The organism is Paenibacillus sp. O199, from assembly GCF_001636635.1.
Lineage (GTDB): Bacteria > Bacillota > Bacilli > Paenibacillales > Paenibacillaceae > Paenibacillus > Paenibacillus marchantiae.
The window spans coordinates 40,704-66,844 of record NZ_LGRP01000009.1 but is presented as its reverse complement, the minus strand read 5'-3'; the positions used below and the strand labels follow the sequence as shown (position 1 = coordinate 66,844).

The following is a 26,141-nucleotide window of genomic DNA, read 5'->3' as shown; positions in this document are numbered from 1 at the left end:
GAACAAAATGTATTGAAAACAGAAAAAGACTTCGCATCGAATTCGATGCGAAGTCTTTTTGGTGTTGTTTATCTAGATGAAGAACCAGGTCAATATACCGTTGTTCTTCCATCACGGATTGCTCAAGTTTACAGATCGTCGCCTCTGAAAGATACGCCTTCTACCTTTACATTGACTTCAACAACACGTAACCCGGTCATGGTCTCTACCGCTTCTCTTACATTCTGCTGGAGCATGCGGGAAACTTCATGAATCGGTGTCTCGTACAGGACGATGATGCGCAGATCAATGGCTGCTTCCAGCTGGCCGACCTCCACGCCCACGCCTTTCTGTACGTTTTTACCGCTCAGGCGCTTGGCCCAGCCCTCTGACAATCCTCCAGACATTGCGGCAATTCCGGGTGTCTCCATCGCAGCCATTCCGGCAATTTTCGCCACTACGTCATCGGCAATCCGGATGTTTCCGCCCTCTAGTTGAAGTTGTTCTGCCATGCCACATCCTCCTTCACTTCGTTACTCGTATTTTAAATCCTTTCGACCCCAAAAAGCAAATTAAACTCAAAAAGATGCGTTTACAACCTACCATGATTTGGTTATATTGAAATATGAAAATAATCTCATAAGTATTTAGTCATATCGTTTAAAACAAAATAATATGTTACCGAGGTGTTTGTTGTGAGAAACCGAATTTCATCCATTTTGCTGATTGCCACCTTTGCACTCAGCGCCGTCGCCCACTACTTGAAATGGGATTCGATTCTGCAATTCGTCATTTCAGCCATTTCGGTTATTTTTGTGGCCGGTTTTTTAGGCAAAGCCACCGAAAATGTAGCCCACTATGCCGGACAGCGGTTAGGCGGATTTTTGAATGCTACATTCGGCAATGCCGCCGAATTGATTATCGCCATTTTCCTCGTCAAAGAAGGATTGTTCGACATGGTTAAGGCCAGTTTGACAGGCTCCATTATCGGTAACCTGCTGCTGGTGCTTGGTCTAAGTATCTTTGCCGGAGGACTCAAGTTCAAAATTCAGAATTATAACGTATCCCTTGCCGGTCTAAACGGCTCCCTGATGATTGTAGCCATCATTGCCCTGTTTATTCCAGCCGTCTTCCTGAATACCCATTCCATCACACAGAAGGATACGAACACACTCAGTCTCATTGTCGCAGGTTTGCTGATCCTTGCCTACATAGCGTGGTTGGTGTTCTCCATGGTTACGCACAAGAACTATCTCGCAGATGTCACTGTGGATGAAGATGAAGAGTTGCCGCATGAACATGCACCCGAGTGGTCTAAGAAAAAATCAATTCTCTATCTTGTTCTTGCAACCGTCATGGTTGCCTTCGTCAGTGAATGGCTCGTTGGCACCCTTGAGGTGTTTACTGAACAATTTGGACTCAGCGAACTGTTCGTCGGTGCGTTCCTCGTTGCCATTATCGGTAACGCCGCGGAACATAGTGCAGCCATTATGCTTGCCATGAAAAACAAAATCGGTGCCGCCGTTGAGATCGCAGTCGGCAGCAGTTTACAAATCGCACTCTTTGTAGCTCCTGTGCTCGTTTTTGTCAGCTACTTCACAGGCAGAACGATGGACATTGTGTTTACAACGATTGAGCTGGTCGCCATTGGCGTAGCCGTATTTATCGCCAAGTCCATCACCCAGGACGGTTCAACGAACTGGTACGAAGGTCTACTCCTAATGGTTGTGTATGTTATTTTGGGTGTATCGTTCTTCCTGGTATAACAGTACTCCCATCATCCTAAATAATAGACAAAAAATTAGCGCGTAAAAGGCAGCCTGGAAATCGCATTTCCAGGCTGTTTTTTCTTTTCTCCCTCGCCTAAACCACATCAGACGAGCTGTTTCAATTCAGGCGCACAAAAAAAGCATGCAAACACCTGCATGCCTTCTATTCTGACCCACGCTATTGCAGGCTATTGCTCATTCTTCTTGTTCAAAGCTTCATATAGAATCGCCAGATTCCGCTCAAGCGCGCTTACCAGCTGCTTACCAGCACCTTCTGGAAGAAGCCCTGCACGAACAGCAAAATCGACTTCCTTGGAGAACCCATACATCTGTGTATCCAATACTTCCTCATAGAGAGGGCAGTAGCGGGTAGCCAGATTCTCCATCTGTACTTCAATAAGCTTCTGTATTTTATCTGCATCTTCTTGAAGAAGACTGATCGCTTTCAAGTGCAACTGGTCCTGCAGATCAGATGAAGTCATGCATTTTTCCCCCCTATGTCCCAAAAATCGCGTAAAGACGTTCTACCTCTAATATTAGACGAAATCAGGAGCTAATACAAGAACCTGACCAAAATAACCATAGATTATGGAGAGCTTTATTCCTGCCTAATCCCCCTATTTTACGGAGGTCTTGCCGTACACCTGAATTATCTCATGCAAAAAAAAGCACCTCTGCCATAATAGGCAGAGATGCTTCTTAGTGCCATTACTCGGATGCGATACTTACATTCAGTCCATGTTTGGCAAATACTTCTGACATAGCTGCTTTGGCTTCAGCTGCATCCGGGCCATGAACGTGCAGTTCATAGCTGTGCGTGCTGATCAGCGTTGTAAACAGTCCGAGAATACTTTTCACATCGATATACTTGTTCTCTGAATGAAGCACGATTGAAGAAGTAAACTTGCTCGCTGTTTGAGCAATTTCCACTACCGCTGCGTTATTACTCGACATAGGAATCCCTCCGTCTTTTCACTTTTGGTATCATCTATTAATTACCACTACATGATACCGTGAATCCGCTTTCCTAGCAACAGCAAAATACTGTTCCTATTTCAGACGATCCGGATTGAGGCATTCCAGCTCAGGAATAACGAAAATCCCGTCTTTACGGATCAATACATCATCAAAATAAATTTCGCCACCACCGTAGTCTGGACGCTGGATCAACACCAGATCCCAGTGAATGGAGGAACGGTTTCCGTTATCTGTTTCTTCATATGCCTGGCCTGGCGTAAAGTGCAAGCTGCCTGCAATTTTTTCATCAAACAGAATGTCCTTCATTGGGTGCAGGATATGTGGATTAAATCCAATTGCGAATTCTCCGATATGACGAGCGCCGTCATCTGAATTCAGAATTTCATTGATGCGGTCTGTATCGTTGCTTGTTGCTTCAACGATTTTACCGTCTTTGAAGGTGAATTTAATATTTTCAAAAGTAATGCCGTTATACAGCGTTGGCGCGTTATAACTAATCGTTCCGTTCACTGAATTACGTACAGGGGCACTGTACACTTCGCCATCCGGAATATTTTTTTGGCCAGAACATTTCTCTGCACCGATATCTTTAATGGAGAAGCTCAGGTCTGTTCCCGGTCCAGTGATACGCACTTTGTCCGTGCGTTTCATCAGATTAGCCAATGAATCCTGTGCTTTGTCCATTTTAGCGTAATCCAGGTTACATACGTCGAAGTAGAAATCTTCAAACGCTTCTGTGCTTGTATTCGCCAGCTGTGCCATACTTGCATTCGGGTAACGAAGCACAACCCATTTTGTATGTTTTACCCGTTGCTCGCTATGTACCGGATGGGAATACAGTGAATTGTACATTTTCATTTTCTCTTCCGGTACATCGGACAGATCGTTCACATTCTCCCCTGCACGGATACCAATGTAACAATCCATTTGTTTCATCCGGTTCAGATCGATCTCTGCCCAGGTTTTCATCATTTCTTCTGTCGCATTTTTGAGCATGGCACGCTGTACTGTTTTGTCAGTCAGCTGTACAAAGACGTTACCGCCTTTTTTGCCTACTTCTTCAATAATTGCATTAATCAGATCACGTTCCGTGCCGATCATCTCAACCAGCACATTCTCGCCGGGCTGTACATCTACAGAGTAGCCCACCAGATTGGCTGCGAGCTTCTGAATTCTTGGGTCCTTCATCGTGTAAACTCCTCCTGTCATCCGCCATTCCTTGAATTGAACAACGGTAAATTACGATACTATTGTAGCACGCTACAACGATCTCGTCAGCAGGCAGCCCCGCAACTTATCTATTCATAAGCCCTGAAGTTTACATCTGTGACAAGAGCTTCTTTATTCCTTTTGCTGTTCATGTCCTTATAGCTCACCTGGCTTTCCGAAGAAAGTCGCAAGGGCAAGCTAGTTTTCCGATCTACGGTTAGATGATACACCGTCTGTACCTCGGCCTGCTTCATCATCTCTTGCATCGATGTTTCCCCTTGTTCCCACACTTTGTTCAAATCCTTCTCAAGCTTCTCCTGACTGCCTCCCTTAACCGCAGTTGCCTTGTGCATATACTCTGCCCGAATCGCATTCATCTCGTCGTTAAGCTGCGCGAGTGCCCACGTTTTGGCGTCTTTTGGTGCGAGTTCAATTCGCAGTATTTTCGTTCGACGACCTGAACCGTACTCGGACTTTATCGTTTTGTTCAACCGATCGATACTTTCCATTTGAGCGATGGGATTAAAACGGGACAGCGATCCGCGCAGGGGCTCATGTTGGGCAGTTAAAGCCATCCACTGTCCTTGTTTGCGTTCAAAAGATGCACTGAATCCACTCGGTTGCCCATTATTGTTAACAGCGGCGGCATTTACCCCTTTTACTCCCGCTCCGGCAGCAGTCACGGCTCCAGGCAGCCTCGTTTGCAAGGTCAAGCGGTCATGATCCTCCAGCTTGCCCTCAAATTTAAACTGATTTTCGAACAGCCCGTTGCTTTCGCGTCGTAATCCTGCTTCCCCATCAAAACTCAGCTTTTCTTTACCTGCTATTCCGGATAAAGCAAGTGAAAATAACTCCTCAGGAGTTCGATCTCGCTCTAACAATCCACAACCAGGAGCACACAACACAACAATGCTCAGAATCAACAATAGCCCACGTAAATACCGACGGTTCAACATGTTCTATTCCACCTTTCCATCAAACTTTCTCCATAGCCTGCCCCTCCCTTATTTGCTTATACTTCCTTCCTTTGGCATCGCCTCTTCAAAAAAATAAAGAGAGGACGACTCCGCAATCGGAATAGTCCTCTCTTAACGTGTAACTTCCTGTTCTTCCATGACGATCCGATTTCGACCACCATGCTTCGCATCGTACAATGCCATATCAGCCCGATAAAATAACGATTCCACACTAACCTTCTCATCCATCCAGTTCCATTCGGCAATACCGCTGGATACGGTCACGGAAGGCCTTGTTTCTTCAGCAACCCTGGTGCGAATGATTTCCGCATATTCCAGTGCCTGACGAGCACCAATCTGAGGCATATAGATGGCCAGCTCTTCCCCGCCCCATCTGGCGCAGATGTCCTCAGGCCGGACGGAACTTGTTACAATGTCGCTTACCTGTTTCAATACCTGATCACCTGTTTGGTGCCCAAACGTGTCATTCACCTGCTTAAACTGGTCAATATCCACAACAACCAGTGAACCACAGAATTCATGAGCCTGACGTTCATGGATCACACTATCCAGGTAATGCCTCACATACAGTCCTGTCAGCATATCCAGGTTAGCCAAACGTCGTACCTCGGCGTGAAGCGTTGCATTGGAGAGAGCAAGTCCGATATGAATGGACAACATCTGCAGCAGACGGTAATTGTCGTACGAAAAATACTGCTTTTTGGGATGTCCCAGCAAAATGGCACCCTTCACTTCACCATTCACCCGAACGGGTGAAGCAATCAATGACATTGAGCCGGTAAGATCCATGAAGACCGATGACACTCTATCGTATTTCGCATAATTGGATAGGATGAGCGGTTCTTCGGTTTGATACAGCAAACCAGCGATTCCATAATCCATTGGAAACGATTTGCGACCTAACTCATTCACATTGGATGACATCACTTCGAAGTGATCCGTACTGTCATTCAGTTGAAGAATACAACATGATTCAGCCTGAAAGATGTCCTTTAACTCCTGTTCAGAGAATTGATAGATCTCCATGAGCTGCAGGCTTTTGTTCAAACGTTGTGTCAGATCGTTGATTAGACGAAGTTCCTGGATCAACATATTCGATTGCTCGTGCAGTTTGGCATTTTCAAAGGCAGTTCCTGCTGTATCCGCCATCATCGTAATGAGTTGGAGATCGGAATCTTCCATTAACTCCTCATTCATCTCAATATGAAATACACCATAGATCCCTTGTTTACCTTTTAGAGGAAGACCAACCTCCAGTATGCGATGTTCACCTTCATCCGATCGAACAACAATGAGCTTGCCTTCCATAAACGATTGTACACAGATGTCTTCTCCACGTTCATGAACAAGCAACGGTTTAATGCGGGGGTTGAGGCTGCTCTGATCCTGAGACATATACAATGTCATACGGGTCGTTGGATATAAGTAGTCAATGCTGTCAAAGACTTCATCCAATATGGCATCCACATCCATTTTGTCATGCATCCGTTGAACGATTTGGAACAGAATTGACCTTCGGTGCTCTTCACGAGCCGTTTGTTCATGAGCATGTAATAGATCCGTCATAAATATGTATTCAAATCTTCGGTAAAAGCAGGTACGATAATGCAATGCCTCCGATCGAACAACGGCTTCAGACGTGTCATCTCGATTTTGCTCGTAGGTTACAGCAGTGAAGACAGCAAACATATCCTTATTTGTTCTGGAGAAAAGAGGTTCAGCCATTAGATGGTACTCTCCACTTTCAGTGGTTCCACGTAACGACTGTACCTGTCCCGTTTCAAGGCATTGCATCACAGTCGAATGTACATCGAGCAATGGAGCCCCTTCATTTCCTTGCCCCATACAGATCCCTTCTGTATTCCATACGTTGTATATTATCGATGATCTGTCGGAGTGCGGCCGCCGTTGGATATGCCAGTCGGTGTATGCTTGTTGCAGCAGGCTTCCCAAATATGAAAAATCAAAAGGTGTGATGTCCATTTTTTGCATCCAGAATACATGCGCTTCGTGAGGAGCGGCAGAAGATGCGGAATCGCCCGAACTTCGCGAATTCAAGCTGGCTGGTTTACTTCTTAGATGTTCTAACATGTCAGGCGCTCCTTTGCACCGTTTTTGCATCCACTCGGATGCATTAATCTGCAGACGTTATCGCAAACCTGCAAATTCTATGCGATAACCTTAATGTACAAGATCATTTAAAGTTAAGATACAATCTATTTTACTCTCTTTAAAGCATTTTTGCATCCATATTTCAGAAAATTGTCCCATTATTTTGGGCCTAAGGACCTATCGACAAATTTAGACGTTTTTTTGCTTTTATCACAGGCTTGACTTTGGTTCTAGTAAACTGTAAAATAAATTGTTGATGAAGACTACTAATGGGTCTTTAAATTTGGGCATTACCGGTTGTGTCACCCTCATTCTTTTTGTTGCTTTCAGGACAGCGGCTGAACTTTCCTGATCGTTCTATGCGTGGCTTAGCCCGCATCAACAAATTGGAGCGCAAACAGAGCCCTATATGAACTTTAACTAAAAAGGAGCTACTTTAAACATGGCACGTTACACTGGTCCTAAATTTAAATTGAGCCGTCGCCTCGGCATTTCCCTGAGCGGAACAGGCAAAGAATTGAAACGTCCTTTCCCTCCAGGTCAGCACGGAGCTAACCAACGGAGAAAAATCAGCAACTACGGTATGCAATTGCAAGAAAAACAAAAATTGCGTCACATGTACGGTTTGGGCGAGAAGCAATTCCGCACTCTCTTTGCTAAAGCGCAAAAAATGCAAGGTATCGCAGGTGAAAACTTCATGTTCTTGCTTGAGAGCCGCCTTGATAACCTCGTATACCGCCTTGGATTCGCTAACTCCCGCGCTGGTTCGCGTCAGTTGGTATCCCACGGTCACGTAACTGTAAACGGCAAAAAAGTTGACATCGCTTCTTACCAAGTAAGCACTGGCGACGTTATCAGCCTGCGTGAAAGAAGCCGCGGTCTTTCTTCCGTTAAGGAAGCTTTGGAAAACCGTTCGCATCTTCCGGCATACGTAGAATTCAACGATACTGCTCTGGAAGGTAAATTTATCCGTTTGCCTGAGCGTTCGGAATTGTCCCAAGACATCGACGAAAAACAAATCGTCGAGTTCTACAACCGTTAATCGTTGGAATTTCATTAAGCTTCACACCAAACAGCTGTCCGAGATTTTCTCGGCAGCTGTTTTTTTTATTTCGAGAGAAACAAAAAGCAAAAAAAAGAGGTCGTACCTGCACCTAATACAAGGATATGGCCTCTTTCCTATACATAGTCATCTATTTTCATCCACACTCGGACGCTCAATACTTCCACGTTTTATTGAAATTCTCCATGACTTCTCATGATATGTAATTCAATTCCGCATGATATATATCATAATCCAAGAAAGAATGGCAATTTTCGACCATTGCTTGTATTTCTCAGGCATGCAAACCAGCCTTTTTATGCTATAATAAGTGCTGTTAAAAGGAGGAAGACACTGAATGGTTGATGTTAATAAGAAAAAGCCCGAGGAACAGCCTGCCCGCAAGCGCAGTTTTGCCCGCAGACTGGGTAGTTTCGTCAAATGGATGGTTGTCCTTGGATTCATGGGGGTACTATTTGTAGGCGGTGCTCTAATGGGATACGTCAGTTCCATTGTGAAAGACGAACCCGTCCGTTCACGGGCGCTGATTGAACAAAAAGTCAGCGAAAACTCCATCACAGGCTTTGCTTACTTTGCCGACGGCAGCCCGATCGGTCAATTACGAACAGAAGAAGACAGGCGTCCGGTCACCTTTGACCAGATCCCACAGAACGTTATTGATGCAGTCATTTCGATTGAAGACAATCATTTTTACGAACATAAAGGTGTAGACATGAGCGGAACGCTCCGTGCCGTGAAACAGAAAGTGCTGAAAGAATCTGTTCAAACAGGCGGTAGCACACTGACTCAACAATTGGCCCGGCGTGTATTCCTCAATCTGGATCGAACCGAAGACCGGAAAGTGAAAGAAATATTACTTTCGCTCCGACTCGAACGTTTCCTGACCAAAGACGAAATTATGACAGCGTATCTGAACAAGGTTCCTTTTGGTAACGGCTCCAGTGGATATAATGTATATGGAGTCAAGGCAGCTGCCAAAGGACTGTTCAATATTAATGATTTGAGCAAAATAAACACAGCTCAGGCTGCTTATCTTGCCGGATTGCCTCAGCTCCCCTCCTCTTACTCTGCCTTTAATGGAAAAGGCGACTTTGTTGAGGACAATTTTGAGCGTGCAATCAATCGTCAGCATCTGGTCTTGCGCCGTATGCTGGAACTGGGCAAAATTAATCAGTCCGAGTATGACGAAGCTCTTGCTTTTGACATCAAGAGTTCACTCGCACCCAAAACCATCAAAGCTTACAATACTTATCCATACCTTATGATGGAAACAGAGCGACAAGCTGCACAGATTTTAATGAAGCAACTGAATTCGGATAAGGCTGAAGGCACGGATGCCAATGCGGATACAGCCAAGGATACGGATACCGATACACCGCAAAAAGAAAGCAGTGCTCTGCTGGAAGAAGCTCAGCAGCAATTGCGTACAGGCGGATATCGTATCTACACGACGATCAACAAAAGTATCTACAAAACAATGCGTACCATTGCCGAAGATGACAGTAATTTCGCTGCTGACGATCCCGTGAAGGGAAAAGAACAGACTGCTGCCATGTTGATCAATCACAAAACAGGAGCCATTCTCGGCATGATTGAAGGCCGTAATTTCCAGGATGAGCAGATGAACTATGCAACTCAGATGGTGCGTCAGCCAGGTTCAACTATGAAACCTATTGCCGCTTATCTGCCTGCACTGGATGAAGGACTTGTTCAACCAGCTTCCATTATTGACGATTCACCGATAATTCTGAAAGACGGCCAGACCGGATTCCATATTCCGAAAAATGCCAACAATCGCTACCAGGGACTTGTGACTGCCCGTAGAGCACTCAACTACTCGCTAAATGTGCCTGCGCTTAAGCTATTCAACGAAGAAGTTGGTATCGACAAATCATGGGCTTTTGCCAAGAAGCTGGGGATTACCACCATCCAGCCGGCAGATTACCAAGCTCAGACCGGTGTTCTTGGAGGACTTCAGTACGGTGTTACCGTTGAAGAGCTTACCAATGCCTATGGAGCCATTGCTAACAATGGTGTGTACAATGATTCCTATATGATTAGCAAAATTGTAGACTCAAAAGGGAATATCGTTTATAAACACGATGCAGAGCCTGTTCAAGCTTTCTCAGAACAGACGGCATACCTGATGACAGATATGCTACGTACCGTTATTACAGAAGGTACAGCCGATAAAGTTCGTGAAAATTACAAGTACTCCAAGAGTGTGCCTATCGTAGGCAAAACGGGTTCAACCCAAAACTATGCGGATGTCTGGTTTGAAGGCTATACGCCGGATGTCACATTGGGTGTATGGGTTGGATACAAACAGCCGATAAACACGCTCGAGACCAAATCACAGAAGAAACGTGCACAGCAGCTGTGGACGCAAATCATGAATCAAGTCATCGCTACAGACAAAGAGATGTTCGTAACCGATTCATTCAAGAAACCATCCGGGATCGAGACACGAACTGTATCGGCTTATAGCGGCAAATTGCCAACATCTCTGACTGACAGATTTGTCACTGATATTTTCAATAGCAAATTTGTGCCGAAGGACAGCGATGATGGTGTCGCAAAAGCCAAATATATCACTTACAATGGTGTCAACTACATTCCGCGTGATGAAACACCTGGAGATATGACGAAAGAGAAAACCGTCGTCAAGCGCAAGAAACCGATCTCTGATCTCATCAAGGAACTGCAAAGTGCATTCTCACGCATGAGTCGTCACGAATCACTTGCATATTACCTGCCGGAAGATGCCGATGCAGACATGCCGACACAGATCGATCCAAGAACGGATAACGGCAAAGCACCAGATGCACCAGGCAATGTGAGAATTTCCGTTGCCAACGGGAACGCCGTGATTACATTTAACGCAACACCGGAAAGTGATGTGGTTGGCTATCGCCTGTATCGCTCAGTAAATGGCGCCGGATTCCAGAATCAGGGGCAGGTTGTCCTGACAGGTGAGTCCAGATCATTTACTGCATATGCACAAGATGGAAACTTTGCGTTCTACGTGACAGCAGTGGATGTAGCTGGTCGTGAGTCTGCTCCTAGCGCAGCAGTTAGCAGTGCGGGAACGGTGGAGCCTCCTGCAGATGAAGAAATAAATGAACCGATTAATGTTCCGGGAACAGTCGTTACACCGGAAGACTCTCAGAATGAGAACGCCGCAACTACGGCTCCGGCTACACCGGGCCAAGTGAGCGTGTCGGCGCTCTCCCAAGGACTGCGCATTCAGTGGGCCTCCAATCCGGAATCAGATGGTGTTCAAAGTTATGCTGTATATTTTAGTGAAACAGGGTCAGCCCCTTACACCAAAATTGGCACAACTTCAGGGACCTCCATGGACTACGGAGTACCTGCATCCACCAGTGGATGGTTCAAGGTATCCGCCAGCAACAGCATAGGCGAATCCGAGCCGTCCGGAGCTGTGCATTTCCAACCGTAATACAGAGTTATCATAACTCCCCTCTCAACCCCATTCTCGCATCATGAGGATGGGGTTTTGTTATTCATTGATATCCAAAAGTAAAAGCCTGATCCGCAATGAGACACGGATCAGGCTTTGTATTGGAATCATGGGACAGGCAGACACGTTGTATCCGCTGGTTTATGCTTTAGTCTTCAATGGTCGATAGATCGCCTGTGGGCAGATCCAACTCCCAAGCTTTCAACACGCGGCGCATAATCTTGCCGGAGCGGGTCTTGGGCAGTTTATCCTTGAACTCAATCTCACGCGGAGCGGCGTGAGCAGACAAGCCCTCTTTTACAAATCGATAGATCTCTTCCTTCAGCTCCGGTGTCGGCTCATACCCCTCACGAAGTGCCACAAAGGCCTTAATGATCTCTCCGCGAGTTACATCCGGTTTGCCGATAACGCCTGCCTCTGCTACCGCAGGGTGCTCTACGAGCTTGCTCTCCACCTCAAAGGGGCCAATACGTTCTCCTGAAGAGTTAATGACATCATCAATCCGGCCCTGGAACCAAAAGTAGCCATCTTCGTCCATATAAGCGGAATCACCGGATACATACCAGCCAGAAAGTCGGAAGTACTCCTCATATTTGGCCGGGTTATTCCAGATCTTCGCCATCATGGACGGCCAGGAAGTACGAATAGCCAGGTTCCCCATACTATATGGCGGCAGTTCCTGTCCTCGATCGTCAATAATGGCTGCTTCAATTCCCGGTAATGGACGACCCATGGAACCTGGTTTGATTGGCATGCCCGGGTAGTTACAGATTAATTGTCCACCCGTCTCCGTCATCCACCAGGTATCATGAATTCGCTGTCCATAGGCTTTCCAGCCCCAACGGACAACTTCGGGATTAAGTGGCTCACCCACAGACATGACGTGACGGAGACTGCTCAAATCATGCTGGGCAATGGTCTCTTCGCCCGCTCCCATCAACATGCGGAAAGCCGTCGGTGCACTGTACCATACGCTGACTTTGTTTTTCTCAATGGTGCTGTACCAGTCTTTCGGACTGAAACGTCCCCCACGAATAACGTTGGTCACACCATTCAACCATGGTGCAAAAATTCCATAGGAGGTACCTGTTACCCACCCCGGATCGGCTGTGCACCAGTATACGTCGTCCTCGCGCAAATCGAGTACAACCTTGCCGGTGTAATAATGCTGAATCATTGCATTCTGCACATGATATACACCTTTCGGTTTGCCTGTAGAGCCGGAAGTATAGTGAATCAGCAGTCCGTCTTCGCGTGTCAGCCACTCCACTTCCATATCATCTGAAGCTGCGGACATCTCTGCATCAAAGTCGATGAGTCCTTCTTCCGTCTGCGGACCGCCACCCACAACAAAAATATGCTTCAGTTCAGGCAATTCGGAACGTTTGATTCGTCCCAGCAATTGAGGGGTTGTCACCAGGGCGACAGCTCCGCTATCCTCCAGTCGGTCCTTCACCGCAGTTTCCATAAAGGCCTCAAATAGAGGACCTGCAACAGCCCCAACCTTCAATATGCCCAACAGGCTGAAATAGAGCTCAGGACTGCGAGGCATAAAAATAAATACCCGATCACTCTTAGCAATACCATATTTGCGGAGAACGTTACCGAAGCGACTCGATTGCTCACTTAAGTCAGCAAACGTGTATGCCTCTTCACGCGTAGCATCACTGTATAATAGCGCCGTTCTCCCGCCTCTTCCTTCCAGCACATGACGATCAATCGCTTCATGCGCCATGTTGACTTTCCCGCTGGCGTGCCACGTAAAGTGCCTTTCGACCGATTCCCAATCAAACCGGCTTCGGGCCTCCGTGTAATCGCCCAGATTAGATTCAGACACAACCGTTTGCAGCATCTCACCATGTGCTTGACTCATGCTTGCCAGCCTCCTTCAACTCGACATTTCGATTCCCAATATGGGTCACTTCTGATTGCCTTTGTGTTGACTGAACTTCCAGTTAGCGCTTACATTAGTAGAGAGAACTTCTCATCATGTACTTGCCAGGCCAAACCGATGAACCCAAACTGCAGTTGATTTGTGAACATTTTTTGTCTACGCAATTATAGCAAATCTTTTCAATCATCGTCTATGGCTTTTCAAATTTTTGGTTTTTTGCTATAAGTAGGGGGAGAGAGGAGCATGAACTATGGAGCATATTAAGGAGCATCATATGCGTTCCATCTTCAAGTCCGGCCACCGAATCATCATTGAGGGACCAGTTCAGGCCGAGACGATTACGCAGCTTGAATTTCATTCCGATCTGGATGCTTTCCGGCGCCCTTCGGAACAACAGGAGGCATTGGCCGAAATTGCCGCATTGCCCGAAGGTCGAATCATAATAGCGCGGGAAAATGAGACCATTGTCGGTTATGTGACTTTCCATTATGCAGATGATTGCGAGCGTTGGTCGGAGGGCAATATGACCGATCTAATTGAGCTGGGAGCCATTGAGGTTGCGGATTCCTATCGCACTCTCGGGATTGGGCGCGAAATGCTGCTCACCGCGTTTGAAAATGGACAGATGGAGAAATATATCATATTCACAACGGAATATTACTGGCATTGGGATTTGAAGGGCAGCGCCCTTTCCGTATGGGATTACCGCAAGATGATGGAAAAATTGATGCAAACCGTAGACATGACCTGGTACGCCACCGATGATCCCGAGATTTGTTCACATCCGGCAAACTGCCTCATGGTCCGCATTGGCAGCCAAGTACCCCTGGAATCGGAAGAACAATTCGACCGGGTGCGATTCCGCCATCGGTTTATGTACTAATCATGAATGCACATGGATGATTTTCGAATACGTATACATAGAAAAACCGCCTCTTCGCGAACAGGTTCATCATGGATGATCTGCTACGAATAAGCGGTTTTTTGTTGCTTTTTAAGCCTTTATCATGCTCAACATGCGTATAGCTTATGGGGTTACATATGTTCCAGCATATGTTCCACAATACGGTGAGAGCGCTGGGAAGACTCCACAGTAAACTCGGCAAAGTTCACATGTGCTGATCCATCTGCTTTGTCAGACATTGCGCGAAGTATAACGAACGGAACGCGGTTCATGAAGCTCACTTGCGCTACGGCAGCTCCCTCCATCTCCGCACATGCCCCATTCATTTCGGTATACAGCATTTTCACCGTATCTTTGCTTGCAATGAATTGATCTCCTGACAGCACTTTACCGATCAGATAGTTCGCTCCCTGCGCTTTGCAGGCTTCTTCAGCTAATGCGATAAGGGATGCTTCCGCTGGGAAGGCGGACGTCTCCTGGTAAGGAATAACCCCGCGCTCAAATCCAAGTGGGGTCACATCCATATCATGCTGTACACATTCGGAAGAGATGACCATATCTCCAATATTCAACTCTGGATTAACTGCACCCGCAACACCTGTGAAAATAATACGATTAACCTGAAAACGATCAATCAAAATCTGTGTTGTCACAGCCGCATTCACTTTACCCACGCCTGATTTGCAGACCACAATCTGTTTACCCAGCCATTCACCTGCAACATAGGTAATACCAGTTTGTTTTACAGTCTCTAGTTGCTTCATACCAGCCAAGAGAAGTTCTACTTCCTCATCCATTGCACCAATGATACCGATCGTTTCACGCATGTTATGACCTCCTATATAGCATTCTGCATTCTGCATTCTGCATGTAAACCTGGAGTCGTTTCCCTCCAAGTATGTTTCTCCGTCTACGTTCAGAGTCCCATTCAGCACAAAAGCTCCGTTTCCGGAGCTTCCGTCATTCCACTATGTAGAGAGAATGCCTTCTCCCTTTCTTAAATCATTTCCATTTCAATCAGAAATGACGATGAACCATCAAAGCCTGTATTTAAACTACGTCTGCATGGCTTACAGACAGACGAAGAATCGTTTCATGCGGCAAAATAACCCGTGGGTTCTCCACATTTTCTTTCTTCATCAGCTTGGTCAGCAAACGCATCGCTACAGCGCCCAGGTCATACATCGGTTGAGCTACAGTAGTCAACTGAGGACGGACCATGGAAGCCATACGAATGTTATCCACACTGATGATGGAGAAGTCATCCGGTACTTTCAGACCTTCATCCTGAATGCTATGAATAGCACCAATTGCCATCTCATCTGTTGCAGCGAAGATTGCCGATGGTTTTTTCTTCAATCCGAGGAAATACTTCATCGCTTCTACACCAGACTCATAACGATAGTTACCAATACGTACGAGATCCTCCTGATATTCCATACCTGCTGCTTCAAGCGCTTTCTTGTACCCTTGGAAACGAGCATAACCGTTGGCAGGATCTTGCAGTGTACCACTGATCATTGCGATTTCCTTGTGTCCATGACGGATTAACGTATTTACAGCATCAAATGCCGCTGCTTCATGGTCAATATCTACAGAAGGGTACGTGCCCTTCTCGTCACTTGTTGCACAGAGAACAATCGGCACAGCCGCTGATTGGAACGCCTGAATATGCTCGTCCGTCACAGTTCCACCCATGAAGAGCAGACCGTCCACTTGTTTCTCGAGCAACGTGTTAATTACACGAATTTCTTTTTCTTTCTTCTTATCCGCATTACACAAAATAATGTTGTAGTGATACATATTCGCAATATCTTCAATCCCGCGGGCAATCTCTGCAAAGGTTGAGTTCGAAATGTCCGGAATAACGACCCCGACCGTGGTTGTCTTCTTGCTCGCCAAGCCTCTGGCTACCGCATTCGGACGATATCCCAACCGATCGATGGCTTCATATACTTTTTTGCGTGTCTGTGGCTTAACATTAGGGTTATTATTAACAACCCGTGATACCGTTGCCATAGAGACACCGGCCTCACGTGCCACATCATAAATGGTTACCGTCACAGTACTTCTCTCCATTACCAGTAAATTTTCATACCATTTTCATTAAGATTTATATTACGACAAATTTATGCATTAATCAATTAAAATAGGCTTTAGGACTCACGCAGTGCTTTCGTGATTGTGGTTGAAGTAATATTCGAGTGGGAAGTATGCCATACAGGAATTCCCTTTTTGACTAGAATTGCCTGCGGAGATTCGTGCTTAACACCCAGCTTGTCCGCTGCTTCATTGGACACAGGGCGATTTTCCACTACATAAATGATACCGTATTTCACTTGTTCACTTGGACTATTTTGCAAATAATCGTTCATCTCCTGATAGGCGTTCGCGCTGATCGGGCAGCGTGTACTATGCTTAAACAGAAGCAAGGGTTGATCCTCGGTAGCCTCCACTGCGGAGTTTAGCTGTTCAATACTTGTCATTTTAGTCATGTCAGCCATTTGATATACATCCCCCTTTACCAGGATTACCGCTATGTTGAGCGTTTTCACTCTACGATATCTTAACAAAAAGCGGGCGAAAAAGCCAATTTTCATGAAAACAAGCATTTTGCACGTCAAAATTAGACAGCATTCGAGAAGTGCGCCTGCCATACAAAACCGGATAATTGACCTAATCTGCGCTGTGTTGTCTCGATCCATTCTTCATCATTAGACTTTTGGGCGTAACCCATAATATCCAGCAGCAGGTTAATTCTCTCCTCCACAGCACGTTGCATCCGATGCTCCATCTCACGATCCGAAGCGTCCGGCCAAGCCAGCAGTTGTTCATGGAAAAGATCCGCAAGTTCATTTCGCTCTCCAAACGATACATCCTGTTTCGCTGGCTGTTCACCGAGTGTACTGATGCACTCTTTCAAATCCGGCTTGACCGGCTGAAGCACTTCATAGGAAACACAGTCTGTACAAGCAAATACAGGTACGTTACGAATCTCCACCTTTTTGGCATATACCACCGTTCTTAATTCCAGTTCCATTACATGTCCGCATCTGCACGTCTTACGCACAGTCATCACCTCATTCGTTCTATACTCTTATACAGATACCATTCGACCTATTTCCGCTCAAATCCTGCTATAAACCAGAGGTTGCACAAATTACCACTGTCTCCAGATGAAGGTTGTCGAATGTAGGCGTTCATTGAGATGTAATCGCTTCCCCAATGGCGAGATTGCATGACGATGAAGTCAACATGAGAATCTGTTACAATAAAGACGCTATGTGCTAATTACCGCAAAAGGAGAGATGATGATGAGATTAACAGGCAAAAAAGTCATCGCCCTGGTCGATGAAGAATTCGAAGATCTGGAACTGTGGTATCCGGTACATCGTGTTCGTGAAGAAGGCGCTGAGGTGCATCTCGCCGGAGAGAAAAAAGGCAAAACCTACATTGGTAAATATGGTGTTCCCGCGCAGGCGGAATACAGTTTTGATGAATTGGATAGTTCAAACTATGATGGTATCCTTGTACCCGGGGGCTGGGCACCGGACAAGCTTCGTCGCTATCCCAAAGTACTTGAGCTCGTTAAGGAAATGCATGCGGATCGTAAGCCGATTGGACAGATCTGTCACGCAGGTTGGGTACTGATATCCGCCAAAATACTGGACGGGGTTACGGTAACTTCTACACCGGGTATCCGGGATGACATGGAAAATGCCGGAGCCATCTGGAAAGATGAAGCCGTTGTTGTGGATGGACACATCATTTCAGCTCGCCGTCCACCTGATCTTCCGCCGTATGGCAAAGCATTTTGCGATGCACTTGCTGAAAAATAAAACAAAGCCCCGCGCCATATGGCGTGGGGCTTTATCGTTAAAATAAGACTATTTTCCAAAATTGTACAAAAGTTAACATTTTCACTTAAAGGTATTTATTTGAAAATAACCCATTCAGGATGCATTCGATCCACTCTGTTCATCCGGACTGCCCATCGAATCATTGAAGACCTGTAGACGCTCTTCGATGTCTGCACTTGTCCGCAGGCTGAAGCAATCATGGGCAGCCTCTTTGGCAGCAGCAGCCGTCGTATTCAATACTCTGTGCTTCACACGCAGCAAGGATTGTGGAGACATGCTCAGATTGCTGATCCCGAGCTCCAGCCATAGGGGAATCGAACGTTCGTCTCCTGCCATCTCGCCGCATACACTGACATCAATGCCTGCCGTATGAGCCGCATCGACTGTTGCGCGAAGCATGCGTAATACAGCCGGGTGATACGGATGATACATATGTGCAATCTGCTCATTCATTCGGTCTACAGCCAGTACATATTGCACGAGATCATTCGTACCGATACTGAAGAAATCAGCTTCTTCGGCAAGCAAATCGGCTATCATCACCGCTGCCGGAACCTCAATCATGATGCCCACCTGTATATGTGGATCGTACGGCAATTCGCGCTCGTCCAGATCAGACATCGCTTCACGCAGGATTTCATTGGCCTCCTGAAGTTCTTCTACCGAAGAGATCATCGGGTACATAATTTTGACATTGCCCGCAGCACTGGCCCGCAGAATGGCTGTGAGCTGTGTTTTGAACAGATCTTTGCGGTCCAGACTGATCCGAATCGCACGATATCCGAGAAATGGATTATCTTCTTCTGGCAGTTCAAAGTAGTCTAGCTGCTTGTCACCACCAATGTCGAGCGTACGAATAACGACAGACTGTCCTGCAGTTTTCTCAGCGACAAGACGATAAACCTCATACTGTTCCTGCTCACCCGGGAACGTAGCACGGTCCATGTATAGGAACTCTGTCCGGAACAACCCCACGCCCTTCGCCCCATGTTTCAGTGCCATATCCAGTTCCTTGACGGAACTGATGTTAGAAGCCAGATGCAGAACGGAACCGTCTTTGGTTACGGCATCCACTGTTGCAAGTACCTGCAGCTGCTCTTTTTTCTTCAATTGTTTGCTGCGAATCATCGTGTAACGTTCAATCGTCTTGCGATCCGGCTCCGTAAATACGAGGCCATTATCTCCATCGACAACCAACATATCTCCGGTCTCCACCGGCATGCCAAGACTCGCTTCCAGACCGGAAACGAGAGGAATGCCAAGGGCACGAGCCATAATTGCCGAATGTGACGTTTTGCCTCCAATAAGTGTCACAATACCCAGCACGTGGCTTGGATTCAAATGCGCTAATTGAGAGGGAGACAGCTCTTTGGCCACGAGTATATAAGGCTGGGTATCCGATGGAAGCGTAATTTCCGGTGCGCCCAGCAGATGCTTTAACAGACGGTTCCCCACGTCCTTGATGTCGATGGCTCGCTCCTTCATATACTCATCTTCGAGCAGATCAAACATGGTGACAAAATGATCAATGGCCTCTTTGACGGCTACTTCTGCTGCTTTGTACTGCCGTTCAATAATGCCACGAATTTCGTTCATGAACACCGGATCTTCCAGAATGGCCAGATGCGCATCAAAGATGCTGGACTCTTCAGGACCGACGACTTCCTTGAACTCGTTCTTGATATATTCAATCTCATCCTTCGATGTCCGTATGCCCTCGTACAGCCGCTCGAACTCTTGGGCGAGATCCACCGAATCCATCTTCTGGTCCGGCAGATCCCATTCCCAACTGGGCAGGACAAATGCTTTGCCGATGGCTATGCCTGCAGCGCCGTTGATGCCTTGTATCTTCATTCTACCCCTCCAACGTTCCTGTCATAGAGCACCACGGACATAACGGATGCCTGACCTTTCTTAACTTGCTTAAATGGAGCAAAGCTCCATGATTTGACACGATCGGGATTCGTGATGACCATCGGTGTCGTCAGCGATGCCGCCTCGGCTCGCAACACAGCCAGGTCAAACTTGATTAACAACTGACCGGGCTCCACCGTATCCCCTTCCTGAACAAAGGCTTCAAAGTGGCCTTTCAGTTGGGATGTGTCGATACCGATATGCAACAGGACCTCAAGCCCTTCCCGAGTGGAGATGCCCAAGGCATGCATTGTTGGATACATGTGCATAATCGTTCCGTATACGGGTGAGACCAGCTCTCCCTTTTCCGGGACAAAGGCTACACCATCACCCACAAGCTTGGCTGCAAATATCTGATCCGGTACCTCTTCAATCGGCAGCATTTTGCCTTGCACAGGAGCACAGAACAGAACTTGTTGCAGATCACGTTCGAGCAGCTTCGCAATCTCTTCCCGGATTAATTCCGAATAGGTGCCAAATACCACTTGTACGTTACCGCCACCCAGCTTGATAAGCCCTGCGGACCCCATACTCTTCATTGCACCTGTATCGATTAATCGATCATTATGCACGGTGAGACGAAGTCGTGTAATACAAGCCTCTACCTGCACAATGTTTTCTTTCCCGCCCAATGCTTCCAAAATAAGAGGAGCTTGATAAGGAATGTTACCTACCCAATCTTCCAGCATGGACCCCTCTTCGCGTCCTGGAGTTGGAATCTTGAACGTGCGAATCGCCCACCTAAACAGGAAATAATAGACTAACCCGTATAGTATGCCAATCGGAATGAGCTTCCAAGCATTCTCCGATAGATGGAAATTGAGTATGTAGTCGATAATGCCAGCCGAATAGGAGAAACCATGGCGTATATCAAGCCAGTAACTGATCCACATCGCAAGTCCTGACATGACTGCATGCACGATGAACAGATAAGGTGCCGCAAACAAAAAGGCAAACTCAATCTGCTCCGATACCCCTGTCAGAAAACAAACGAGTGCGGAAGTGAGAAATGTTTTTTTGATTTTCGGCTTCAGATCTTCCCTTGCCTCCTGAATAATGGCAAAGGCAATCGCTGGAATCGCAAACATCATGATCGGGAATAACCCGGCCATAAAATACCCTGCTGTTGGATCACCCGCAAAAAATCGCGGCAAATCCCCTTGCACTATATTGCCGTCTGCTGTTTCATACGTCCCCAGTTGGAACCAGAATACATTGTTAAGCAGATGATGCAGTCCGAAGGCCACCAGCACCCTGTACAAGACCCCATATATAAACAGCCCAAAACCGCCGAGACTGTATTCCCAGGTGGCGATGGCGTTCAATGCATGTTGCAAAATGGGTGCGATCCATAACATAAAGAAGGAGAACAGTGCCGAGCAAAGTCCAACTATGAGTAAAACAAACCTTGAACCACCGAAAAACTGTAAGATTTCGGGCAGTTTAATACTTTTGAAGCGATTATGCGTCACCCCGGCAAGTGCGCCGAGAATAATTCCGATTAAGGAAGCAGGTTGAACGGTGCCATCCCCGAAATTGCGAGTCACCTGATCATATATCACAATACCAGCCAGAGCAGCGAGTCCCGCTTGTCCGGCCTGGTTGGAGAGTCCCAGCGCTACACCGACAGCGAACAAATACGGCAAAAAATAAAAAATACCGTGTCCGGCCACGGTAGACACTTCACCAACAACTTTCAATCCCCAGGCGTCCCAGGGCAAACTGCCAACACTCAGCAAAATTGCGGCGGCGGGCAGGACCATTGTAGGCAGCATTACCGCTCGTCCGAGCTGCTGCAAGGATCCGAGCCAATTCATGGCGACCTCTCCTTTCTATCCTAGATGGTAAGCTTTACGCAACGTTTTGTCAAAGCAAAACAGTAACCTGTTGGTAATTTGTATTTCTCTCCCGCCAGGCATGACAAAAAGGAGCGTATTTCCTTGTTCCCCCAATAATTAAATGGAGCGGAATACCACTTGGATTTAACTTCATGCGGTCTTCTAAGCTGCAAAGTATATTTTATATTCCAATTATACAACAGAAAAAATCCCGTCAACTTGAGGTTAACGGGATTTTTTAGGAATCGAGATTTAACCGCGTCCAGCACCGCGCAGAACGATGGAATCCTCTACCTTGATACAACGATTCGTTACCGCTGTCATGCCGTTCTCAGCTGCAATCTGAACGGCTTCATCGCTGTGGATACCAAGCTGAAGCCACAATACATTCGCTTTGATCGCCGCAGCTTCACGAGCGACATCTGCACAATATTCATCGCGGCGGAATACGTTCACGATATCTACCGGCTCAGGGATATCTGCGAGGGTCGCATATACCGTCTCACCGAGAATCTCACCTTGTACCTGTGGATTTACCGGGATGATACGATAACCTCTGCTTTGCATGGCTTCCGCTACCATATAGGAAGTGCGATCTGATTTGTCCGATAAGCCGACGACTGCGATGTTGCCTGCCTTGCGCAAAAGTTGTCCAATTTCTTCACGAGTAGGATTGTTAAATTCCATGTTCAAGCACCATCCTTTTCTGCTTAAAGTGCGTGTTCAAAAAGACCGGTTTTCAGTACCGAGAAGATGGGATGAAGCTAGAAATGGAGTAGCGGAGCGTAGGGAAAACTACGTGAGCAACGGACATTTCGGCTGAATTCCATATTCGATGCTGATGATGCCTCCAGGCATCCTTCGTAATCAAAAGCGGTTTTTTGAACAACCTCTTAAACGTGTTATTTTACTCTTTTACCCATTGAACCGAGGCGCCAAGCGCCTGCAAATGATCGAAATATTGCGGATAAGACTTGGCTACATGGTGTGCATCCCGAATACGAAGCGGTTCTTTGGAACGCAGACCGACAACGGTCAGTGCCATAATTACGCGATGATCGTAGTGAGCGTTAATCTCAACGCCGCCTTCGACGCCTTCCGGACGACCATGTACGATAATCTCGGCCTGACGTTCTTCTACGTTGGCTCCTGCCTTCCGCAGTTCGTTCAAATAATCTGTAATTCGGTCACATTCCTTGTAACGTAAGTTCTCTACATTATAGAACCGTGAGGTGCCTTCCGCAAACACTGCCGCCGCTACCATGGCCAAAACCGCGTCTGTCGCGGCATCTCCATCGAATTCCACGGCTTTCAATGTACCGTTACCTTGCACGTGTACCACATCGTTTTCATGCGTCAACGGCACTTCCATCATGCGCAGAACGTCTACAATGGCACGCTCACCTTGTTTGCTCTGTTCCATCAATCGCAAAATTTTAACATCCGATTGGGTGACAGCCGCGGCCGCGAGGACAGCTGCTGAACCCGGATAGTCTCCTTGAACCGTATATGTTTGTGGTTTATAGGCTTGACCGCCAGGTACGCGGAAGGACATGTAATCATCACTCGCATGAATGACGATGCCCGCCTGTTCCAATACTTCCAGCGTCTGGCCAATAACCACTTTGGATTTCAAGTCGTTTAATACTTCAATTGTGCTGTCTTCTTCCAGAAGAGGAGTTACAAACAGCAACGCGCTCAAATACTGGGAGCTGACGGAACCGGATACACGGATATGTCCACCCTTAGCCTGACCCCCTTTGATCGTGATTGGCAAGCGCCCTTGTTCGTGCTGTACCTCAACACCAAGCTGACCAAGCGCATCGATCAGGTCATCATGTGGGCGTTTGCCCAGAGAATCCGGGTACGTATTTACAAACGTCACATCAGGACAAAGTGCCGTTACCCCCATCAGGAAACGAAGCACTGCACCCGCATTGCCTACATTTAATTCACGCACATCACGTGGATGGCTGCCGAAGCCCTGGATAACGATTTTGCTATCATCTTCTTCAAGCACCGCTCCAAGGTCGCGAATACATCTGCGCATAGCGTCACTATCTTCACTATGAGCCGGGTAATGGATCGTACTTGTGCCTTCTGCCAGCGCAGCAGCTAGCAAGTAGCGTGTGGTGTAGTTCTTGGAAGACAAAGCTCCAATTTCCCCGTTCAGGGATGGGGTTGGTTTAACGATAACGTCCATGGATGAAATTCTCCTTCATTGATTATAATGTGCTTCGTTAGATGATTCTGTTACGTATTTGATTCAGGATACATGCCGTGATGTTGTACTGCCAAATTGACATTCCATACATCGCTTGGGTATCATTATAGGCGTTAAGTCCATACAGAAAAGAGGACCTGAATATGACACAAATTGCTGAAATTGAAACTTCTGAGCTACGCCGCCGTTTGCAGGCGGGAGAGAAGCTGCAGATGATAGACGTCCGTGAGGACGATGAAGTCGCACAAGGCATGATTGAAGGAGCGAAACACATCCCGCTTGGACAGATTCCGGACAGACTGTCCGAAATTCAAAAGTCCGGTGAGATTGTTCTGATCTGCCGCAGTGGATACCGTAGTGAGCGTGCCTGTGAGTACTTACAGCAGCTCGGATATGATGGCTGTACCAATATGGTTGGCGGCATGCTGCAATGGCAAGAGGAAGACTAAACAACATCAGGATCGAGGTTAATGGTTAGGATATCTGCAATAAGCAGTTCTCGGTAACCAATGTGCATCCTGATCCTTACAGGAAGTCAAACGGGCCAATCGGCCCGTTTTTCACATCGTTCCACGATCACATGGCTCCATTCACCACTTTAAACCCTTCGGCATATCTTCTTCCACATGCGAAATGTATCCCTCTCTCCATGCATCGACCCTGCACTCATGTGTACAGTCTATCCATACACTCACTGAAGAGAAAACGAAATAATTACAAGCTTAGACGCGGTAATGCGCTAAAATTAAACGAGTCACTTCAGAAGCGGATAACTCGGTCGTATCCACCGTGTAATGCGCAAACCGGTATGCGTCCTTCCGTTCCTGCATAATGGTCTGAATGCGTTCCTCCGCATTGCCTGCCAAGAGCGGACGGTTCTCACAGCCGCTGACACGTTCTACTATCACTGCCGGATCAGCAGTCAGGGCAACCACCCAGCCGTTCTTCGACATAACATCACAGTTGTCCAAACGCAGAACCACACCGCCTCCGGTTGCAATCACCTGCGCCTTTTTCTCTAACACCGAGCACAACATGCGACTCTCAGCGTCGCGGAAATACGTCTCTCCCTTGCCTGTGAACAATTCAGGAATCGTACAGCCTTCCTCTTTCTCCACCGCGGCGTCCACATCAATCAGTCGGTAACCCAGCTCGCGTGCGAGCATGTCAGCAACGGTTGATTTGCCAGTTCCCATCATGCCGATGAGAATAATATTGTTAGACTTGCTCAAGGTGTACACTCCTTTAATTCAAGCAATTCGTGAGCACTTTTGTCCTATCATAACACAGCCCTGCGGACGGGGGAAGGCCATAGTGTGGCCCACTTCCCTCCAAGCATCCGCAAGCACTTCCAGATCATATCGAAGCATGTCCATGTACTCCAAACGATTTTAACGAACTCAGATCAGCTTATTTCCGAATTATAAGCGATTTTAGAATTCTAATAAATCTCAGGAAACTCATTTCACAAAAACACCTTCAAAACAGCGCAATTTCGCTCCAAATGTTGTAAGTAGGACCTTCTGAGTTCGTTAGAGAATAGAAAAGGCTCATATCCACGAAATAGAGCATCTCAGGCTCGTAAAATGTAGAAGCATCTTAACATACGGTAAAAAAAAGAGACCTAGAGTTCATCGGTATGAACCGACTCTCCAAGTCCCCTATCTAAGTTTCTGTCCAAGCCCTTCTTCCAGCCAAGGCCCCTGATTCAGGACACTTTAGCCAAATCTCACGGACTTGCGATATATGCTACTATTCCATCCAGTTGTGATGGAAGCTGCCTTCTTTGTCCAGACGTTTGAACGTATGAGCACCGAAGTAGTCACGTTGTGCTTGCAACAGGTTCGCAGGCAAACGCTCTGTACGGTAGCTATCGTAGTAGGACAATGCACTGGAGAACCCAGGGACCGGAACGCCTTGAGTTACCGCAGCAGCTACA

22 protein-coding genes and 1 pseudogene are annotated in these 26,141 nt (G+C 46.9%); 6 read left to right on the top strand and 17 right to left on the bottom strand.

Annotated elements, in window-relative coordinates:
• Positions 1 to 128: 128 nt before the first annotated feature.
• On the bottom strand, positions 129 to 491 hold the full coding sequence (locus A6049_RS15760; protein WP_024631137.1) for an Asp23/Gls24 family envelope stress response protein: 363 nt from the start codon (positions 489 to 491) through the stop codon (positions 129 to 131).
• Between the two features lie 183 nt (positions 492 to 674).
• Here A6049_RS15760 and cax point away from each other — a divergent pair, with 183 nt between their 5' ends.
• Positions 675 to 1,745 (top strand): calcium/proton exchanger, encoded by a 1,071-nt coding sequence (gene cax, locus A6049_RS15755; protein ID WP_063565584.1) that lies wholly within the window; start codon positions 675 to 677, stop codon positions 1,743 to 1,745.
• 191 nt (positions 1,746 to 1,936) lie between these two features.
• Here cax and A6049_RS15750 read toward each other — a convergent pair whose 3' ends face one another.
• From A6049_RS15750 to A6049_RS15730, 5 genes are all read right to left on the bottom strand, one after another.
• Entirely contained in the window at positions 1,937 to 2,230 is a 294-nt protein-coding gene (locus A6049_RS15750; protein ID WP_024631139.1) for an Fpa/YlaN family protein, read from the bottom strand.
• A 226-nt stretch (positions 2,231 to 2,456) separates the two neighbouring features.
• The gene (locus A6049_RS15745) at positions 2,457 to 2,702 is read right to left on the bottom strand and encodes an HPr family phosphocarrier protein (RefSeq protein WP_024631140.1); all 246 of its coding nucleotides are present in this window, start codon (positions 2,700 to 2,702) and stop codon (positions 2,457 to 2,459) included.
• Positions 2,703 to 2,798: 96 nt separating this feature from the next.
• On the bottom strand, positions 2,799 to 3,914 hold the full coding sequence (locus A6049_RS15740) for an aminopeptidase (protein WP_063565583.1): 1,116 nt from the start codon (positions 3,912 to 3,914) through the stop codon (positions 2,799 to 2,801).
• Positions 3,915 to 4,024: 110 nt separating this feature from the next.
• Complete coding sequence (locus A6049_RS15735) at positions 4,025 to 4,891, bottom strand: hypothetical protein (protein WP_063565582.1); 867 nt, start codon at positions 4,889 to 4,891, stop codon at positions 4,025 to 4,027.
• Positions 4,892 to 5,023: 132 nt separating this feature from the next.
• Positions 5,024 to 7,003, bottom strand: a complete 1,980-nt coding sequence (locus A6049_RS15730; RefSeq protein ID WP_063565581.1) for a sensor domain-containing diguanylate cyclase — start codon at positions 7,001 to 7,003, stop codon at positions 5,024 to 5,026.
• Positions 7,004 to 7,466: 463 nt separating this feature from the next.
• Between A6049_RS15730 and rpsD the strand changes: the two genes are divergently transcribed.
• Complete coding sequence (gene rpsD / locus A6049_RS15725) at positions 7,467 to 8,066, top strand: 30S ribosomal protein S4 (protein WP_063565580.1); 600 nt, start codon at positions 7,467 to 7,469, stop codon at positions 8,064 to 8,066.
• 358 nt (positions 8,067 to 8,424) lie between these two features.
• Entirely contained in the window at positions 8,425 to 11,547 is a 3,123-nt protein-coding gene (locus A6049_RS15720) for a transglycosylase domain-containing protein (RefSeq protein ID WP_063565579.1), read from the top strand.
• 169 nt (positions 11,548 to 11,716) lie between these two features.
• Here the strand turns inward: A6049_RS15720 and acsA are convergent, their stop codons facing one another.
• On the bottom strand, positions 11,717 to 13,441 hold the full coding sequence (gene acsA / locus A6049_RS15715) for an acetate--CoA ligase (protein WP_063565578.1): 1,725 nt from the start codon (positions 13,439 to 13,441) through the stop codon (positions 11,717 to 11,719).
• Positions 13,442 to 13,712: 271 nt separating this feature from the next.
• Here acsA and A6049_RS15710 point away from each other — a divergent pair, with 271 nt between their 5' ends.
• Entirely contained in the window at positions 13,713 to 14,345 is a 633-nt protein-coding gene (locus A6049_RS15710) for a GNAT family N-acetyltransferase (protein WP_063565577.1), read from the top strand.
• Between the two features lie 152 nt (positions 14,346 to 14,497).
• On the opposite strand, the gene A6049_RS15705 is transcribed toward A6049_RS15710, so the two are convergent.
• The 4 genes from A6049_RS15705 to A6049_RS15690 all read right to left on the bottom strand — a co-directional run bounded on the left by A6049_RS15705 (position 14,498) and on the right by A6049_RS15690 (position 17,406).
• The gene (locus A6049_RS15705) at positions 14,498 to 15,193 is read right to left on the bottom strand and encodes a 5'-methylthioadenosine/adenosylhomocysteine nucleosidase (RefSeq protein WP_063565576.1); all 696 of its coding nucleotides are present in this window, start codon (positions 15,191 to 15,193) and stop codon (positions 14,498 to 14,500) included.
• Between the two features lie 223 nt (positions 15,194 to 15,416).
• Positions 15,417 to 16,430 (bottom strand): catabolite control protein A, encoded by a 1,014-nt coding sequence (gene ccpA, locus A6049_RS15700; protein WP_024631149.1) that lies wholly within the window; start codon positions 16,428 to 16,430, stop codon positions 15,417 to 15,419.
• A gap of 92 nt (positions 16,431 to 16,522) precedes the next feature.
• Positions 16,523 to 16,870: a bacillithiol system redox-active protein YtxJ gene (ytxJ, locus tag A6049_RS15695; RefSeq protein WP_063565575.1), complete on the bottom strand. Its 348-nt coding sequence runs from the start codon at positions 16,868 to 16,870 to the stop codon at positions 16,523 to 16,525.
• A gap of 122 nt (positions 16,871 to 16,992) precedes the next feature.
• Positions 16,993 to 17,406 carry a hypothetical protein gene (locus tag A6049_RS15690; RefSeq protein WP_090810777.1) on the bottom strand — a complete coding sequence of 138 codons (414 nt, stop codon included), beginning with the start codon at positions 17,404 to 17,406 and terminating at the stop codon, positions 16,993 to 16,995.
• Between the two features lie 271 nt (positions 17,407 to 17,677).
• Between A6049_RS15690 and A6049_RS15685 the strand changes: the two genes are divergently transcribed.
• Complete coding sequence (locus A6049_RS15685; RefSeq protein WP_063565573.1) at positions 17,678 to 18,205, top strand: type 1 glutamine amidotransferase domain-containing protein; 528 nt, start codon at positions 17,678 to 17,680, stop codon at positions 18,203 to 18,205.
• A gap of 114 nt (positions 18,206 to 18,319) precedes the next feature.
• On the opposite strand, the gene ptsP is transcribed toward A6049_RS15685, so the two are convergent.
• From ptsP to aroA, 4 genes are all read right to left on the bottom strand, one after another.
• Positions 18,320 to 20,080 carry a phosphoenolpyruvate--protein phosphotransferase gene (gene ptsP / locus A6049_RS15680; protein ID WP_063565572.1) on the bottom strand — a complete coding sequence of 587 codons (1,761 nt, stop codon included), beginning with the start codon at positions 20,078 to 20,080 and terminating at the stop codon, positions 18,320 to 18,322.
• Positions 20,077 to 21,957, bottom strand: a complete 1,881-nt coding sequence (locus A6049_RS15675) for a glucose PTS transporter subunit IIA (RefSeq protein ID WP_063565571.1) — start codon at positions 21,955 to 21,957, stop codon at positions 20,077 to 20,079. The genes ptsP and A6049_RS15675 overlap by 4 nt, the downstream gene beginning before the upstream one ends.
• A gap of 273 nt (positions 21,958 to 22,230) precedes the next feature.
• Positions 22,231 to 22,665 (bottom strand): CoA-binding protein, encoded by a 435-nt coding sequence (locus A6049_RS15670; protein ID WP_053784277.1) that lies wholly within the window; start codon positions 22,663 to 22,665, stop codon positions 22,231 to 22,233.
• Between the two features lie 220 nt (positions 22,666 to 22,885).
• Positions 22,886 to 24,181: a 3-phosphoshikimate 1-carboxyvinyltransferase gene (aroA, locus tag A6049_RS15665; protein WP_063565570.1), complete on the bottom strand. Its 1,296-nt coding sequence runs from the start codon at positions 24,179 to 24,181 to the stop codon at positions 22,886 to 22,888.
• A 164-nt stretch (positions 24,182 to 24,345) separates the two neighbouring features.
• Here aroA and A6049_RS15660 point away from each other — a divergent pair, with 164 nt between their 5' ends.
• Positions 24,346 to 24,651, top strand: a complete 306-nt coding sequence (locus tag A6049_RS15660) for a rhodanese-like domain-containing protein (protein WP_063565569.1) — start codon at positions 24,346 to 24,348, stop codon at positions 24,649 to 24,651.
• 273 nt (positions 24,652 to 24,924) lie between these two features.
• Here A6049_RS15660 and A6049_RS15655 read toward each other — a convergent pair whose 3' ends face one another.
• The gene (locus A6049_RS15655) at positions 24,925 to 25,434 is read right to left on the bottom strand and encodes a shikimate kinase (protein WP_240321453.1); all 510 of its coding nucleotides are present in this window, start codon (positions 25,432 to 25,434) and stop codon (positions 24,925 to 24,927) included.
• A 520-nt stretch (positions 25,435 to 25,954) separates the two neighbouring features.
• Positions 25,955 to 26,141 (bottom strand): annotated as a pseudogene (locus tag A6049_RS34110) (NADP-dependent phosphogluconate dehydrogenase); the annotation flags it as partial.

What these genes read in the sequence shown, in the direction of transcription:
- A6049_RS15735 (WP_063565582.1), bottom strand. Translation starts at nt 4,891, where the DNA reads ATGTTGAACCGTCGGTATTTACGTGGGCTATTGTTGATTCTGAGCATT.
- A6049_RS15760 (WP_024631137.1), bottom strand. Translation starts at nt 491, where the DNA reads ATGGCAGAACAACTTCAACTAGAGGGCGGAAACATCCGGATTGCCGAT.
- ytxJ (WP_063565575.1), bottom strand. Translation starts at nt 16,870, where the DNA reads ATGGCTGACATGACTAAAATGACAAGTATTGAACAGCTAAACTCCGCA.
- A6049_RS15740 (WP_063565583.1), bottom strand. Translation starts at nt 3,914, where the DNA reads ATGAAGGACCCAAGAATTCAGAAGCTCGCAGCCAATCTGGTGGGCTAC.
- acsA (WP_063565578.1), bottom strand. Translation starts at nt 13,441, where the DNA reads ATGAGTCAAGCACATGGTGAGATGCTGCAAACGGTTGTGTCTGAATCT.
- A6049_RS15720 (WP_063565579.1), top strand. Translation starts at nt 8,425, where the DNA reads ATGGTTGATGTTAATAAGAAAAAGCCCGAGGAACAGCCTGCCCGCAAG.
- A6049_RS15670 (WP_053784277.1), bottom strand. Translation starts at nt 22,665, where the DNA reads ATGGAATTTAACAATCCTACTCGTGAAGAAATTGGACAACTTTTGCGC.
- A6049_RS15660 (WP_063565569.1), top strand. Translation starts at nt 24,346, where the DNA reads ATGACACAAATTGCTGAAATTGAAACTTCTGAGCTACGCCGCCGTTTG.
- A6049_RS15730 (WP_063565581.1), bottom strand. Translation starts at nt 7,003, where the DNA reads ATGTTAGAACATCTAAGAAGTAAACCAGCCAGCTTGAATTCGCGAAGT.
- rpsD (WP_063565580.1), top strand. Translation starts at nt 7,467, where the DNA reads ATGGCACGTTACACTGGTCCTAAATTTAAATTGAGCCGTCGCCTCGGC.
- aroA (WP_063565570.1), bottom strand. Translation starts at nt 24,181, where the DNA reads ATGGACGTTATCGTTAAACCAACCCCATCCCTGAACGGGGAAATTGGA.
- A6049_RS15745 (WP_024631140.1), bottom strand. Translation starts at nt 2,702, where the DNA reads ATGTCGAGTAATAACGCAGCGGTAGTGGAAATTGCTCAAACAGCGAGC.
- A6049_RS15685 (WP_063565573.1), top strand. Translation starts at nt 17,678, where the DNA reads ATGATGAGATTAACAGGCAAAAAAGTCATCGCCCTGGTCGATGAAGAA.
- A6049_RS15710 (WP_063565577.1), top strand. Translation starts at nt 13,713, where the DNA reads ATGGAGCATATTAAGGAGCATCATATGCGTTCCATCTTCAAGTCCGGC.
- A6049_RS15690 (WP_090810777.1), bottom strand. Translation starts at nt 17,406, where the DNA reads ATGGAACTGGAATTAAGAACGGTGGTATATGCCAAAAAGGTGGAGATT.
- ptsP (WP_063565572.1), bottom strand. Translation starts at nt 20,080, where the DNA reads ATGAAGATACAAGGCATCAACGGCGCTGCAGGCATAGCCATCGGCAAA.
- A6049_RS15675 (WP_063565571.1), bottom strand. Translation starts at nt 21,957, where the DNA reads ATGAATTGGCTCGGATCCTTGCAGCAGCTCGGACGAGCGGTAATGCTG.
- A6049_RS15705 (WP_063565576.1), bottom strand. Translation starts at nt 15,193, where the DNA reads ATGCGTGAAACGATCGGTATCATTGGTGCAATGGATGAGGAAGTAGAA.
- A6049_RS15750 (WP_024631139.1), bottom strand. Translation starts at nt 2,230, where the DNA reads ATGACTTCATCTGATCTGCAGGACCAGTTGCACTTGAAAGCGATCAGT.